Origin of the sequence: Microbacterium sp. TPU 3598 (genome assembly GCF_002356155.1) — a bacterium.
Taxonomy (GTDB): Bacteria; Actinomycetota; Actinomycetes; order Actinomycetales; family Microbacteriaceae; genus Microbacterium; species Microbacterium maritypicum_A.
This window is the reverse complement of record NZ_AP017975.1, coordinates 2,371,384-2,386,234: the sequence shown is the minus strand read 5'-3', so window position 1 is coordinate 2,386,234 and position 14,851 is coordinate 2,371,384. Positions and strand designations below refer to the sequence as shown.

General features: G+C 64.7%; 10 protein-coding genes. 7 read left to right on the top strand and 3 right to left on the bottom strand.

Annotated features, from left to right (window positions below; translation table 11 throughout):
- Positions 1–119 precede the first annotated feature (119 nt).
- The 3 genes from MST3598_RS11330 (at position 120) to MST3598_RS11320 (ending at position 5,392) form a co-directional block, all read left to right on the top strand.
- Positions 120–1,193, top strand: a complete 1,074-nt coding sequence (locus MST3598_RS11330; protein WP_029258294.1) for a glycosyltransferase — start codon at positions 120–122, stop codon at positions 1,191–1,193.
- 134 nt (positions 1,194–1,327) lie between these two features.
- Positions 1,328–4,123 (top strand): hypothetical protein, encoded by a 2,796-nt coding sequence (locus MST3598_RS11325; RefSeq protein WP_029258293.1) that lies wholly within the window; start codon positions 1,328–1,330, stop codon positions 4,121–4,123.
- A 132-nt stretch (positions 4,124–4,255) separates the two neighbouring features.
- The gene (locus MST3598_RS11320) at positions 4,256–5,392 is read left to right on the top strand and encodes an acyltransferase family protein (protein ID WP_029258292.1); all 1,137 of its coding nucleotides are present in this window, start codon (positions 4,256–4,258) and stop codon (positions 5,390–5,392) included.
- A gap of 70 nt (positions 5,393–5,462) precedes the next feature.
- On the opposite strand, the gene MST3598_RS11315 is transcribed toward MST3598_RS11320, so the two are convergent.
- The 3 genes from MST3598_RS11315 to rfbB form a co-directional block, all read right to left on the bottom strand.
- Positions 5,463–6,596, bottom strand: a complete 1,134-nt coding sequence (locus MST3598_RS11315) for an acyltransferase family protein (protein ID WP_081860066.1) — start codon at positions 6,594–6,596, stop codon at positions 5,463–5,465.
- 90 nt (positions 6,597–6,686) lie between these two features.
- On the bottom strand, positions 6,687–8,093 hold the full coding sequence (locus MST3598_RS11310) for a sugar nucleotide-binding protein (protein WP_029258290.1): 1,407 nt from the start codon (positions 8,091–8,093) through the stop codon (positions 6,687–6,689).
- Positions 8,093–9,091 carry a dTDP-glucose 4,6-dehydratase gene (gene rfbB / locus MST3598_RS11305; protein WP_029258289.1) on the bottom strand — a complete coding sequence of 333 codons (999 nt, stop codon included), beginning with the start codon at positions 9,089–9,091 and terminating at the stop codon, positions 8,093–8,095. The genes MST3598_RS11310 and rfbB overlap by 1 nt, the downstream gene beginning before the upstream one ends.
- 79 nt (positions 9,092–9,170) lie before the next feature.
- Here rfbB and rfbA point away from each other — a divergent pair, with 79 nt between their 5' ends.
- From rfbA to MST3598_RS11285, 4 genes are read left to right on the top strand one after another with little or no spacing between them, the layout of a single operon-like run.
- Positions 9,171–10,043: a glucose-1-phosphate thymidylyltransferase RfbA gene (gene rfbA / locus MST3598_RS11300; RefSeq protein ID WP_029258288.1), complete on the top strand. Its 873-nt coding sequence runs from the start codon at positions 9,171–9,173 to the stop codon at positions 10,041–10,043.
- Positions 10,044–10,046: 3 nt separating this feature from the next.
- Positions 10,047–11,963 carry a rhamnan synthesis F family protein gene (locus MST3598_RS11295; RefSeq protein WP_136023855.1) on the top strand — a complete coding sequence of 639 codons (1,917 nt, stop codon included), beginning with the start codon at positions 10,047–10,049 and terminating at the stop codon, positions 11,961–11,963.
- Positions 11,963–13,924 carry a rhamnan synthesis F family protein gene (locus MST3598_RS11290; protein ID WP_029258286.1) on the top strand — a complete coding sequence of 654 codons (1,962 nt, stop codon included), beginning with the start codon at positions 11,963–11,965 and terminating at the stop codon, positions 13,922–13,924. Before MST3598_RS11295 ends, MST3598_RS11290 begins: the two co-directional genes overlap by 1 nt.
- A 4-nt stretch (positions 13,925–13,928) precedes the next feature.
- Positions 13,929–14,849: an ABC transporter permease gene (locus MST3598_RS11285; RefSeq protein ID WP_029258285.1), complete on the top strand. Its 921-nt coding sequence runs from the start codon at positions 13,929–13,931 to the stop codon at positions 14,847–14,849.
- Positions 14,850–14,851 lie beyond the last annotated feature (2 nt).

Sequence of the window (14,851 nt, the reverse complement as noted above, 5' to 3'; positions counted from 1 at the left end):
AGCATTCAAGCATGAACCGCTGCGGCCGTGGTGGGCGAAAACTGTGCGAACGCTGACACTACGGCGGCGCGGGCGCTGACCTCACGGGGGGAGCGGCACAGCGGGGATAGCCTGTGTGCATGGGTGCTCGACTGCGTGTTGTTCTGGATCAGCTCGTGGATGTCGTCGATGCCGATCACGCGGACGCCGCGGTGGGAATCACCGCCGGCCTGGTCGCGACCGCCCCCTCCGGTTGCGCCGTGGACGCCATCGTTCCGGCCGGCGCGTCCGTGCCTGTGGCGGGAATAGGGGACATCCGCACGCTCGGGATGGGGCGTCGTGAACTCGCCGCAGCCTGGCAGCTCGGGATCGCTCCGGGTGTCGGCGGCGGACTCATCCATTCGCCGACGCTGATGGCGCCCCTTGTGCGCCATGATCGGGTGCACGACAACCACCAGACCACGGTCACGGTGTGGGATCTGCGAGCCTGGGATGCGCCGGAGCTGCTGTCCAAGGGGAATGCGGCCTGGCAGCGAGGCATGCTCCGTCGAGCTGTGAGACATGCCGACGCGGTGGTGGTGCCGTCTCACGCCGTTGCCGAGCGTCTTTCGGAGCTGGCGAAGATCGGCGACCGCGTGCGGGTGATCGCGGGCGCACCGCCGCAGGGATTCGACGTTCCCCGTGATGCCGCCGCACGTCGCCATGCTCTCTCGCTACCGGATGAGTACGTGGTCCTGAGCGGATCTCCCGCGAACCTGTCCGACGGGTTCCGAGGCGCGGCGGCCGCTGGTCTGGACGCTGTCATCGTCGATGCTCCCGACGGTGCGGAACCTCGCTACGCCGACGCGGCGTCGGCTGCAGGTCTTCCCGAGCGGCGTGCGCACGTGCGAGGAAGGCTGAGCGTCGAGGACCGCGCGGCGGTTCTGGACGGGGCCGCTGTTTTCGTGGCGACCGAGGCCGTGGCGGGGTGGCCGTGGCGTGCAGTCGAGGCCATGGTGCTGGGTATCCCGGTGGTGGCTGTCTCCAGCGGCTCGCACCACGACGTCATCGCCGACGGAGGGATTCTCGTCCCTTCCAGGGAGATCTCCGACGCCGTGGTGGAGGCGGCTGGGGGAGCGGCGGAGAGACTCCGAGTGCTTGCCGCCGATCGGTCGCGCGCGTTCTCCTGGGCGAGCTCGGCGGAACGCCTCTGGGGCCTGCACGCCGACTTGTGATTCGCTGAGAGCAACCTGCGCATACGGGCGACACGCCGAAAAGTTGTGGCGCAAAGCGTGTAACAGTGGCATCATCCCGCAACTTCCGTCACACTGGTCACATGTCTCGACGTGCCCCACGCTCGCGAAACACCATGAGGTTCCCCCGACTCCTCACCTGTTTCCTCGCTGCCTTCGCCCTTGTCATCGGCACTGTGGTCCCCGCCACCGCCGCAACCGCATCCGTCTTGGCGAGCGGCACGAGCGTCACGCGAGCAGCCGCCGATCCTGTCTCCGCCGGGATGGTGAAGACGACGCTGGCCGGATTCGATGCGGGAAACATCATCAGCGATGCGGTCTTCACGAACGCGGGAACGATGACGGAGGCGCAGATCCAGGCGTTCTTCAACAGCAAGGTTTCGAGCTGTCAGAGTGGCTACGTCTGCATCAAGGACTTCTCGATCACCTCCGTCACCCGCCCGGCCGACGCCTATTGCAAGGGCTATACCGGCGCGGCCAATGAGTCGGCCGCGAGGATCATCTACCGCGTCGCCCAGTCGTGCAACATCAACCCGCAGGTGCTGATCGTCATGCTCCAGAAGGAGCAGGGCCTCATCACCCACACCTGGCCGAGCGCGTGGCGCTACAACATCGCGTTGGGACAGGGCTGCCCTGACACGGCGCCCTGCGATCCGAATTACATCGGCTTCTTCCACCAGATCTACGGTGCCGCGCGTCAGATGCAGATCTACATGGAGGGCAAGTGGTTCCAGTGGTACGCGCCCGGCAAGACCTGGAACATCCTCTACAACCCCAACGCGAACTGCGGCAGCTCGCCGGTGTACATCGCGAACAAGGCGACGTCGGCGCTCTATTACTACACCCCCTATCAGCCCAATGCCGCGGCGCTGCGCGCCGGGTACGGAGAGGGGGACGGCTGTTCGGCATACGGCAACCGCAACTTCTACAACTACTTCACCGACTGGTTCGGCCCGACCCAGGGGCCGAGAGATGATCCGATCGGGGTCGTGGAGTCGATCGAGGCACTCCCCGGTGAGTATCGGGTGCGCGGTTGGGCGTTGGACCCCAACTCTGCGGAGAGCATCGGCGTGCACGTGTACGTGGGGTCGGCCGGCTACGCCTACACGGCGGACGGAGACCGCCCCGATGTCGGAGCGTCGTACCCCGGCAAGGGGAGCAAGCACGGGTTCGACGTCAGGATTCCCACTTCCGCGTCGGGCGGTATCCGGATCTGCGTCTACGGGATCAATGTCGGGGCGGGCGGAAACTCTACTCTCCGCTGTGAGGAAGTCATCGGCAAGACCGGTCCGCCCGTGGGGGCGCTGGAGGCCGTGGCCGGCGTCGCCGGCGGGGTAGAGGTGTCTGGCTGGGCTCTCGACCCCGATACCGCGGGCTCGATCGGAGTCCATGTCTACGTGGGGTCCTCGGCGACCGCGCTGGTCGCGAGCCGGCCGCGGAACGATGTGCGCGATCAGTACCCGCTCTACGGCAATGCTCACGGGTTCGGCGCGACCATCACCGCGCCCGCAGGGCAACAGTCCGTGTGCGCATACGGCATCAACGTCGGTAATGGTGGAAACGTGCTGCTCGGGTGCGCCACTGTGACGGTGCCCCCGGCGAAGGACCCGGGGCGTGCTCCGATCGGACACGTCGAGAGCATGGCCGCGGGTCCCGGAGGCGCCACGATCTCGGGGTGGGCGTACGACCCGGACACGACAGCATCGATCGATATCCGCATAGAGGTGGACGGCGTCGCCAAGAACTACCGTGCGGACAAGGATCGACCCGATTTCGGGGCGGCATATCCCGCGATGGGCTCACGCCACGGATTCAACGAGTTCGTGTCGATGTCCGTGGGATCGCACCAGGTCTGCGTGTACGCGATCAATGACGGTGCGGGCGGCAATCCGCTGATCGTGTGCTCGACCGTGAACGTGACGTCGCCTGTCGATCAGGGGCGAGTGCCGAAGGGGTTCGTTGAGGGCATCGTGCCGGGGGCCGGCGGCGCGACGGTCACGGGATGGGCTTTCGATCCGGACACGACTGATCCCATCCAGGTGCACGTGTACGTCGATGGCGTGGGCAAGGCCTACCTCGCAGACAAGGCCCGCGCAGATGTCGCTGCTTCCTACCCGGGAGCAGGGCCACGTACCGGATTCAGCGAATTCGTTCCGATGTCGATGGGAACCCACCAGGTCTGCGTGTACGCGATCAACAACGGCGCCGGTGGCAATCCGCTGGTCTCCTGCACCAGCGTGAGGGTCACCGCGTCCGTGGACATGGGGCGTGTACCCCTCGGTTTCGTCGAGAGTATCGCCCCGGTGAACGGCGGCGCGACCGTCAGCGGTTGGGCGTTTGATCCCGACACGATCGATCCGATCCAGGTGCACGTCTACGTGGACGGTGTGGGCAAGGCCCTTCTTGCGGACAAGCCCAGACCAGATGTCGCGAAGTCGTATCCCGGCGCGGGGCCGAACACCGGCTTCACCGAGTTCTTCCCGATGTCGGAGGGGAGTCATCAGGTGTGCGTCTATGCGATCAACACGGGGAGCGGTGGCAACCCGTTGGTCGTCTGTTCCACCGTGAAGGTGAGCGCCCCCGTGATCGTCGACAAGGGCCGCGCGCCCGTCGGTTTCGTCGAGAGCATTGTGCCGGGTGCCGGAGGCGCGACCCTCACCGGCTGGGCGTTCGATCCCGATACGACGGACCCTATCCAGGTGCACGTCTACGTCAACGGGGTCGGCACGAGTTTCCTGGCCGATGGCGAACGCCCCGATGTCGGGGCAGCCTACCCGGGCGCCGGCTCGCGCCACGGTTTCAGCAAGTCGGTCGCGATGCCGTCCGGATCGAACCAGGTTTGCGTCTATGCGATCAACAACGGAGCAGGCGGCAATCCTCTGATCGTGTGCTCCACGGTGAGAGTGCCGTGACCTGCCGTTGATCCGCCGCGACAGCAACGTGCCGACGCTGAGGAGGCCGCTCCCGAACCTTTCGGGGGCGGCCTCCTCGCCGCCCCGCTGTGGTTAGACTCCATCGGGCATCCACCATCCAGAAAGACGGACGTGCGTAAGACCGAACTCGACTCCCTCCGTGGGCTGGCCGCACTTGCGGTCCTCCTCTATCACGCCACCGCTGCGTCGATCCCGGCGTTCTTCGACGGCGCGGAGCTTCTCCCGGTCGAGGGCTTCTGGAACAATGCTCTGATCTACTCGCCGTTGCGGATCATCACCGCGGGGCCGGAAGCGGTGTGGTTGTTCTTCGCGCTGTCGGGATTCGTGCTGGTTCGTTCAGCGGCGCGACCCGGATACCGTTGGGACGCCTACTATCCCAGCCGTATCATCCGCCTCTACCTCCCCGTCATCGGTTCGGTGCTGGTGACGGCGATGGTCTTCTGGCTCATTCCGCATGTCTCCAGCCCTGAGTTCCATCGGATGGTCATCGGACTGCCCACGACGTACACCGTCGAGAGTGCGCTCGAAGACGCGACGCTGCTGACGGGTACGAGCATCGCCAACGTCCCTCTCTGGTCCCTGCAGTGGGAGGTGTTGTTCTCCCTTCTGCTGCCCGTGGCCGTGCTGCTCGCGCGCCGGTTCCCCTGGATCTGCGCGTCGCTCGGTCTCATCGCATCGATCGCCAGTGTGTGGACCGGCTCGATGTTCCTCCTCTACATGCCCATGTTCCTGATCGGAGCGGTACTGGGCTACCACTGGGAGAGGATCGCCGAGCGATTCACGGGGCTGCGTTCCACGACATTCGGCGGGAACGTCGCGTGGGCGTCCCTCTTCGTCCTGGCCGTCTGCCTCATCACGGCTTCTTACACGTTCGACTTCGTCATCGACCGTGAATCCTATTGGAGCACGAACCTCTTTGCGAGCCTGTTCACTGTTTCCAAACTTACGGGGATCGTGTTGCTGCTCGTCGTTGTCATGCTCTGGACCCCGCTGCGGTCACTACTCCAGCTGAAGCCCTTCGTTGCGCTCGGGAAGATCTCCTTCAGCCTGTATCTCACCCATGGACCGATCGTGATCGGGATGCTCTTCCTGTTGGGGCCGGGCAAGCGCACCACGATCGTCCAGATCGTCCTGAGCCTCGCTGTCGCCGTCGCGTTCTATTACCTGGTGGAGAAGGGCGCGCACAGACTGTCCCGCCACGTCGCGCAGCGTATCCGCGCTGAGGATCGGTCCGTTCTCGCAGCATGATCGACGTGGTAGTCGACGCTGAGAAGATCGCCGGCCCACCACCGGGGAGCGCCATGACGACTAGGGGGTGTCAGATGCTCACGGCCGATGCTCCGGCCGATTCCCTGCGCTGAATCGACCGGTTCAGGCGGCGCGCGAGCCGGTGGATCGGCCGTTCGAAGGCGTAGTAGAAGCCGATGGCGATGGCGAAGCTGGCGACCACCGTGAGGATCGCGGGCACGGCACCCACGCCGATGGCGAAGCCCATGGCGATCATGATCGGCCGATGTACGAGATAGAGACTGAACGAGATCGTTCCGAGGAAGACCATCACGCGAAGCGAGAGCAGCCGGCTCAGAGGGCTCCATTGCACGCTGAGGATGGTGAGGAGCACGATGCCGGCCAGAGCGAACGGCATCGTGGCCAGGCGTGGATCGATGCCTATGGACTGCAGAGGGCGACCGACCAGGAAGAACGATGTCATGCCGCAGATCGCCACGACCACGAGGACGAGTCCGCTCGAATGCGCGATCCATCCACCGCCTCGGAGGAATGCGAATGCCCGACTGATCTGGTCCCAGTACTGCGCCAAGAGGGCTCCGAAGAAGAACATCGGCATGTACGAGAGGAGCTGGTTGCTGACGCTCCAACCGATCCCGCAGCCCACGATCGCGACGAGCGTCGCCCAACCGGGAAACCTGCGCACCAGGTAGAGATAGACCGGTAGGAGAAGCGAGAAGACGACCTCCCACTGCAAGGACCAGAGGACGCCGATACCGTTGCTCGTCCCTCCGAGCAGCGTGGCGTCGTAGACGATCTCCGACCACTCGTAGTTCTTCGGGAGGGAACTGATCACGATGTTGTCGCCTGGTTCGACGACGTGCGGAATCAGGACGTAGGTGAGCCACGCGAAGAGGATGGCGAAGAGTACGGGCCCGTACAAGCGAAGCATGCGACTGGGAAAGTACGCCGACCACGTGAAACCTGGACGCGTCGCCGCCTTTGTCAGCGCGAATCCTGAGAGGACGAAGAAGAACCACACAGCCTCGGCTCCCAGCCAGATGATGTGCAGAGGAGAGAAGATGAGGATGTTGAAGATCGTGCGGTCTGCCGGCAGAAGATCGATGCCGGCCTGCAACGTCGCCCAGTTCAGCGCGAGGACATGGTACAACAGCACCGAGATGGCGGCCAGACCGCGCAACGAGTCGAGTTCAGGATTTCTGATGGGTCAACCTCGGGGAGAGACGAACGCGACGGCGCGGAGAGCCACTTCTGTGCGAGTGCGACCGTCGACAAGATGGGTGCCCGAGTGCGGTCAATCGAGATACGCGGCGAGCGAGTCCAGCATAGGGGAGGGGGAGAAGCCCGTCGCGCTGATCCGGTCGAGGTTCAGCACGCTGTTGCTCGGACGGGGAGCGATCGGACCGGAGGCCGAGGAGAAGTACTCCTCGGTGCTGACTCCTGTCACGCGGGCGGCATCGTGTCCGGTGGACGTGAAGACGGTCTTGGCCAGCTCGGCCCAGGTCATCGGCGAGCCGGTTCCGGTGAGGTTGTAGACGCCGTACTCCGGACGAACGGACAGAAGGTGCTGCACCCCTGCCGCGATGTCCGCGGTGAAGGTGAGGCGTCCGGTCTGGTCGTCGACGACCTTCGGGTCGATGCCGCGCTCGGCGAGCGAAGCCATCGTCCGGACGAAGTTCTTCCCCTCGCCGATCACCCACGACGTGCGGATGATGTAGTGCTGCGGAACGGTGGAGACCAGAGCATCGCCGGCGGCCTTCGTCTGCCCGTACACGCCGAGCGGGCGCACGGCGTCGGTTTCGGCGTACTCGCCGGCCTTGGTGCCGTCGAAGACATAGTCGCTCGACACGTGCACGAGAGTGATGGCGTTCTCCGCAGCGATCTTCGCCAATGTTGCGACTCCGGTGACATTGGCAGCCCACGCATCTGCGCGTCCCTCGGGCGTCTCGGCCGTGTCGACCGCGGTATACGCCGCAGCATTGACGATCGTCGCGTAGTCACGCCAATGGCGAGCAGAAGAGAAGGAGGGGTCTGCGAGATCGAGCTCATCGCGCCCTGCGTACTCGTATTCCGGGGCATCGCCGAAGAGTTCTCGCAAGGCGCGTCCCAGCTGACCGTTGGCGCCGATCACGAGCGTCTTCTTCGGCGGAATCGGAGTGACGTCGGCAAGTCGCGGGTGGGCGAGGTCCTTCGCGGAGATCTCGACCTCGGACAACGGGATCGGCCATTCGATCGACGCGGTGTCATCGGCGAGGTTCAGGAATGAGTACTCCGCATCAGCGGACCAGTGGTCGTTCACCAGGTACACGTACGCGGTGTCTGCCTCGAGCGTCTGATATGCGTTGCCGACGCCGCGGGGCACGAAGATCGCCCGAGACGGGTCGATCTCCGCGGTGAAGACGCGACCGAACGTCGGGCCCTCTCGCAGGTCGACCCAGGCGCCGAAGATGCGTCCCGTCGCCACCGACACCCATTTGTCCCACGGCTCTGCGTGGATGCCGCGCGTCGTTCCGATCGCGTCGTTGAAGGAGATGTTGTTCTGCACCGGCCCGAAGTCCGGCAGCCCGGCCGCGATCATCTTCTCGCGTTGCCAGTTCTCCTTGAACCAGCCGCGGGAGTCCCCGTGAACAGGGAGGTCGGCGAGGAGCAGCCCGGGGATGTTGGTCTCTGTGACCGTGAGTGCCTTGCCGAACTCCGTCATCACTGCCCCTTCGACGCGTAGAACGACTCTGTGGCGTCCTTGGAAGGCGCCCACCAGGCCTCGTTGTCGCGGTACCACGCGATAGTCGATGCGAGCCCGGACTCGAAGTCGCCGAAGGTCGGCGTCCAGCCCAGCTCGGTGCGGAGCTTGGTCGAATCGATCGCATATCGCAGGTCGTGGCCCGCTCGATCTGTCACGTGGTCGTAGGCGTCCGCCGGCTGACCCATCTCGGTGAGGATCAGCTCGACGACGGACTTGTTGTCCTTCTCGCCGTCAGCGCCGATCAGATAGGTTTCACCGATTTCGCCCTTGCCGAGGATGGTGAGCACGGCGGAGGAGTGATCGTCTGCGTGGATCCAGTCTCGGACGTTAAGGCCAGCGCCGTACAACTTGGGCCGGATGCCGCGGATCACGTTCGTGATCTGACGCGGGATGAACTTCTCGACGTGCTGGTACGGACCGTAGTTGTTCGAGCAGTTCGAGATGGTCGCCCGCACCCCGAACGAGCGCACCCAGGCGCGGACGAGAAGATCGCTACCGGCTTTGGTGGAGGAGTACGGGGACGACGGGTTGTACGGCGTCTGCTCGGTGAAGCGCTCGGGATCGTCGAGCTCGAGATCTCCGTACACCTCGTCGGTCGAGATGTGGTGGAACCGGCGGTCATGGCGTCGCGCGGCCTCGAGCAGCGTATAGGTGCCGATGATGTTCGTGTCGAGGAAAGGGCGCGGATCGTGCAGGGAGTTGTCGTTGTGGGACTCGGCCGCATAGTGCACGACTGAATCGACATCGGCGAAAAGGCTGTCGACCAGCTTCGCGTCGGCGATGTCCCCCTCCACGAAGCGCACGCGGTCGCCGGGGAGTCCGTCGAGCGACGCTCGGTTTCCCGCATACGTGAGCTTGTCGAGCACGGTGACGTGGGCATCGGTGTTCTCGATGACGTGGTGCACGAAGTTGGAACCGATGAAGCCGGCGCCGCCGGTGACGAGCAGTTTCTGCATGACCATCAGCGTACCGGGTGGGGGTGCGGAGGATTCGGGGCGTTTGTTCAGGTGACCGCGATCAGGGAGACTGGTGTTCATGCGTGGCATCATTCTCGCCGGCGGCACAGGCTCCCGGCTCCACCCGATCACCCTCGGCGTCTCGAAGCAGTTGGTTCCGGTGTACGACAAGCCGATGATCTACTACCCGCTGTCGACCCTGATCCTCGCGGGCATCCGCGACATTCTGATGATCACGACGCCACATGATGCGGAGTCGTTCCAGCGGCTGCTCGGCGACGGCTCGAAGTTCGGGGTCTCGATCACGTACAAGACGCAGCCGTCTCCGGACGGCCTCGCTCAGGCCTTCATCCTCGGCGAGGAGCACATCGGAGACGAACCGGTGGCGCTCGTCCTGGGGGACAACATCTTCTACGGCCAGGGCATGGGCACACAGCTGCGCCAGTACACCGAGCTCGAGGGTGGCGTGGTCTTCGGCTACTGGGTCAACGATGCCACCGCGTACGGAGTCGTCGAGTTCGACCGCGAAGGCAAAGTGGTGTCACTCGAAGAGAAGCCTGCGCAGCCCAAGAGCAACTACGCGGTACCTGGCCTCTACTTCTACGACAACGAGGTCATCGAGATCGCCAAGGCGCTCAAGCCCTCGCCCCGCGGTGAACTCGAGATCACCGACATCAACCGCGAATACCTCGACCGCGGCAAGCTCAAAGTGCAGGTTCTCACCCGCGGAACAGCGTGGCTCGACACCGGAACTTTCGACTCGTTGGCGGAGGCTACCGACTTCATCCGCACCGTGGAGAAGCGGCAGGGCCTCTCGATCGGCTGCCCGGAGGAGGTCGCCTGGCGCATGGGCTTCCTCACCGACGACGAGCTGCGAGAGCGTGCCGAGCCGCTTCGCAAGAGCGGCTACGGAGAGTACCTTCTCAAAGCACTGCAGCAGGGAGGCCGCTGAGTGATGCCGAACGGCGCCCTCCCGGCCCCGCGGAGAGCCGTCGTCTACGCTCTCGCCGGTGATTCGCGAAGCCTGGAACCGACGGCGTCCACAGCCCTCGCCACGCTTTCGGCGCACGCGACCAGGGTGGTCGTGACGGTGCCGGCCTCGGTCAGCGATGCGGAGTCGCGTCTCGCCCACCTCGATGTGCAGCTCGTCCCCGTCGACACCGAGCGCTTCACCCCGACGAACTACCGGGATGCGCTTGATGTTCTCAAGCCGCTGCACGGGGAGATCGATGAGATCGTGCTCACCGGCGACGGTTGGTTCGGCCCTCTCGATTCCTTCGATGCGATGCTCGAGCGCATGGATGCGATTCCTGGTGACGGATGGCAGGCCTCCGAGATCATGGGAGACCTCGACGCTTCGTTCCCAGAACAGGGGCATCCGCTCGTGGCCATGCCGTGGGCCTGGTTCGTCGCACGTCGCTCTCTTTTCGAGAGTGCGGCGTGGTCGGCATTCTGGGACGAGGCGCATCGTATCCCGAATCCCGTCGAGTCGGAGCGGGTCATCGCTCCCAGGCTTGCTGCCGCGGGCCACCGCATCGAGTTCGCCTTCCCCGGGGATGCCTATCCGACGGGAAATGCACCCGCGCACGTCGCCGATCTCCTGATCGAAGACGGGTATCCCTTCCTCGACCGCGGCGTGTTCGCGTGGTATCCGTCTTATCTCGATCGGCACGGCATCATCGGCAGCGACATCCTCGATGTCGCGGAGACGCGTGGGTTGGACCGCGACGCGACGCTGAGCGCGCTCGCCCGCTCGGTCGCTCCGCGCACCCTGAATGCGAATGCGGGGCTCCTCGAGATCGCGTCGCAGAAGAGCGCCACGCCCCGCGCGGATACGAGCGGCCTCCGCGTCGCAGCCGTCGTCTATGCCCGTGACCTCCCGGCCTTCGAACAGCTCTGCGGGAAACTGGGTAACCTTCCCGCCGGGTTCGACCTGATCGTCACGACGACCGACGGGCGTAAGGCCGCGCGTATCGAGCGCTTCGTCGAGTCTCGGGACCTGGGCAATGCCGGACTCGACGTCCGCGTGACTCCCTCGCGCAAGGGGCGCGACATGGCCGACTTCTTCGTGGGATGCCACGACCTGCTCCTCGAACGCGAATACGACGTGCTCGTCAAGGTGCATGCCCGCAAACACGTCAAGAAGACGCTGAACATCGTGCGGTACTTCACTCGGTACCAGACCGAGAACCTCCTCGCATCGCCGGAGTACGTGCAGAATCTGCTCGGTGAGTTCGCTGCGAAGCCTCACCTCGGTGTCCTCTTCCCGCCGACGATGCACATCGGGTACTCCATCCTCGGTTCCGGCTGGGGGGGTGGGCGCTATCGCATCACCGCCGCGCGACTGGCCCGCAGACTCGGAGTGCATGTGCCTCTCGAGACGATCTCTCCCCTCGCTCCTTATGGGGGGATGTGGATGTGTCGGCCCGAGGCTCTCGCGTCTCTCGCCGAGCTGCGTCTCAGCTACCGTGACTACACGTCGAGCGGCCCGGTCAAGGATCTCGCCCGCGTCCAGGAACGCCTGATCGCGCACGTCGCCGGTGCGGAGGGCTACTACGCCGAAACCGTGCTCACTCCCGAGCATGCGGCGATCAGTCACACCGCGATCGACTACAAGGTGGATCAGCTCTTCTCGACGACACGCGGCTACCCCGTCGATGCGATCACGTTGATCCAGCGCGCGGGGAGGATGAGCGGGAGTGGCGCCTTCGGGCTCTCGCGCATGTATCTCAACATGAACCACCCCGTGCTCGCGGCGATCGCCAGCCCGGCATACAAGGCCGCCTACACCGCGATCTTCGTGGCCAAGTTCGGCCGTCGCGTGCTCCGATACGCGAAACGCCGCATCGACAACTACCGGGGAGGATTCTGATGAGAACCGCCGAACTCACCACCTTCCCGACGCGGGACGCCGCGCGCTTCCCCGATGGTGGGCGGCGCCTGCTCATCTATGTGGTCTATGACCGGCGCGGCGAAGTCGAAGACTACGTGCCGTACGCGTTGAAGGATCTTCGACGCTTCTGCGACACGATCCTCGTCATCTCCAACGGCGCCCTCGCGCCGGCAGGACGCGCGACGCTCGAGACCGTCGCAGACGAGGTGATCGAGCGTGACAATTCTGGGTTCGACATCTGGGGCTACAAGCACGGTCTCGACCACGTCGGCGAGGCGATCAGCGATTTCGACGAGGTCATCCTCGCCAACGACACCTGGTTCGGCCCTGTCCGGCCCTTCGACCCGGTGTTCGAACGCATGGATCGTCAGGAGCTCCATTTCTGGGGGATGACGGACCACGTCCGCGTCGAGCCGAACCCTTTCACGCACCGCGATTACCTCGCCTACCATCTCCAGTCGTATTGGCTGGTGGCTCGCAAAGAACTCGTCGCCAGCGTGGAATGGATCGACTACTGGGCCAACCTCCCGGCCATGAACGCCTACGAAGACGCGGTCGTCAAGCACGAGGCGATCTTCACCGAGCGCTTCACGTCGTACGGCTTCATCGGTGAGGTGGCGTTCCCCAGCATCACCGACAAGGTCGAGAACCACGCCGTGCTCTATGCCGAGCAGCTGCTCGACGCGGGGTGCCCGACGCTGAAGCGGCGTCCGTTCTTTCAATGGCCGCCCTACCTGGACCGCCTCGCGGTGATCGGCAAATGGACTCTGGACGCCGCAGCGCGCTACGGGTACCCGATGGAGATCCTCATGCAGGATCTGGCGAGGAACGTCGAGCCGAGAACGCTGAACGCGGACGCCGCTCTGCTCGACGTGATCCCCGAACACGACACGAACTACGACAAGAATTCGCCGTTGCGCACATTGGCGATCGCCCACATCTACTACCCGGAGCTCGCACCGACGATGCTCGACGGGCTCGACCGGCTCCCTGGGGACTACGACCTGATCGTGACGACCGCGGACGAGGGGCGAGCGGAACAGATCCGCGCCACTCTCGCGACCCGCACTCCTCGCGGCTCGGTGGATGTACGAGTGGTCGAATCGAACGACGGACGAGACCAGAGCGCGTTCCTCATCACCTGCCGGGAGGAGCTGCTCAACGGCGGCTACGAGCTGGTCGTGAAGATCCACTCCAAGAAGACACCACAGGACGCGTTCAACCCCGGCCGGCTCTTCGCCCGGCAGCAGTTCGGAAACCTGTTGCCCAGCTCCGGCTATGTCGCCAACGTGGTCGCATTGTTCCAGCGCGAGCCGGGTCTGGGCCTCGCCTACCCGCCGATGGTGCACATCGGCTATGGGACCATGGGGCACGCGTGGTGGGATAACCGCGCGCGATTCGTCGAAGTCGCTTCCGACCTCGGCATCCGCGTTCCAACCGACCAGCTTTCGCCTCTCGCTCCGTTCGGGTCGATGTACTTCGCGCGCCCGCAGGCTCTCCGTCTCCTGCTCGAGCCGGAATGGAGTTTCGAGGACTTCGGAGGCACCGAGGAGTACAAGGACGGTGGTCACGCACACGTGCTCGAGCGGATGCCTTCGTATGCGGCGGGTGAGCTCGGATATCACACCAGGACGATCGCCACTCCGGCGTACCTCGCGAGAAGCTATACGGCACTCGAGTACAATCTCGATCAGATGTCCAGCACCCTGATGGACACGACGATGCAGCAGATCGAGCGCATGCGCGCGGCCGGCGACTTCGGCGATGGGCGTCTGGAAGATTTCGCGTACATGTACGCGCGCATGAACAAACCCGAGCTCGAGCCGCGATTCCGCGCTGCCTTTGCGAGAGTCGCACCGTGGCGACGTCGTCTCGGCAGGCTGCGCCCCTCGCGAATCGTGCGCAGACTCTTGCCGAAGCCCGGCAGCAAGGGAGCATGAACGCATGACAGAGGCAACGCCGTCGGCGGCGAGCGCGAGGTTCGCGCGCATCGCCGAGATGCCCATGAGGAGCATCGGGGCAGTAGGTAAGGGGGCCTCGGGAGGTTTCCTCGGACCCTTCCGCGAACTCGTCGATCACCGAGAGATGCTCTCGCTTCTGGTCAAGCGCGACCTCAAGGCCCGATACAAGGACTCGGCTCTCGGGTTCCTGTGGGTGCTCGCACGGCCGCTCATGCAGCTCGCGATCTACTTCGTGGTGCTCGGCCACTTCCTGGGCGCTGCTCGCGGCATCCCCGATTTCGCCATCTACGTCTTCGCAGGTCTGACCGCGATGGGTCTCTTCCAGGAGATCCTCGTCGGCGGAACGGGATCGATCCTGGCCAACGCGGGACTCGTCAAGAAGGTCTACGTCCCGCGCGAGGTCTTCCCGCTCGCGAGCACGGGTGCCGCCTTGTTCAATTTCGGCGTTCAGCTGGTCGTGCTCGTGATCGCGACATTCGCCATCGGCAAGCCGCCTCTGCACGCAGGTCTCATCTATTTCCTTCCCGCGCTCGCCCTCATCGTCGTCTTCGGGCTCGCGCTGGCATTGTTCTGCGGCGCAGTCAACGTCTACCTCCGGGACACCCAGTACCTCGTCGACGTGATCACGATGCTGCTGTTCTGGGCCTCCCCGGTCGTGTATTCCTGGCAGATGGTGTCACAGCTCGTCACCGTCCCTTGGGTGATCGAGCTGTACACGGACAACCCCCTGACCCTTGCGGTGCTCGGGTTCCAACGGGCGTTCTGGGTCTCCGGCGACGCCGTCGAATGGCCGGACAACCTCATGATTCGCATGCTCATCGCGTTGATCGTCGGCGTCGTGCTGCTCTTCGTCAGCCATCGTGTCTTCCTGCGCCTGCAGGGCAACTTCGCGCAGGAGCTTTGAAA

What these genes read in the sequence shown, in the direction of transcription:
- MST3598_RS11310 (WP_029258290.1), bottom strand. Translation starts at nt 8,093, where the DNA reads ATGACGGAGTTCGGCAAGGCACTCACGGTCACAGAGACCAACATCCCC.
- MST3598_RS11290 (WP_029258286.1), top strand. Translation starts at nt 11,963, where the DNA reads ATGAGAACCGCCGAACTCACCACCTTCCCGACGCGGGACGCCGCGCGC.
- MST3598_RS11325 (WP_029258293.1), top strand. Translation starts at nt 1,328, where the DNA reads ATGAGGTTCCCCCGACTCCTCACCTGTTTCCTCGCTGCCTTCGCCCTT.
- rfbA (WP_029258288.1), top strand. Translation starts at nt 9,171, where the DNA reads ATGCGTGGCATCATTCTCGCCGGCGGCACAGGCTCCCGGCTCCACCCG.
- MST3598_RS11285 (WP_029258285.1), top strand. Translation starts at nt 13,929, where the DNA reads ATGACAGAGGCAACGCCGTCGGCGGCGAGCGCGAGGTTCGCGCGCATC.
- rfbB (WP_029258289.1), bottom strand. Translation starts at nt 9,091, where the DNA reads ATGCAGAAACTGCTCGTCACCGGCGGCGCCGGCTTCATCGGTTCCAAC.
- MST3598_RS11295 (WP_136023855.1), top strand. Translation starts at nt 10,047, where the DNA reads ATGCCGAACGGCGCCCTCCCGGCCCCGCGGAGAGCCGTCGTCTACGCT.
- MST3598_RS11330 (WP_029258294.1), top strand. Translation starts at nt 120, where the DNA reads ATGGGTGCTCGACTGCGTGTTGTTCTGGATCAGCTCGTGGATGTCGTC.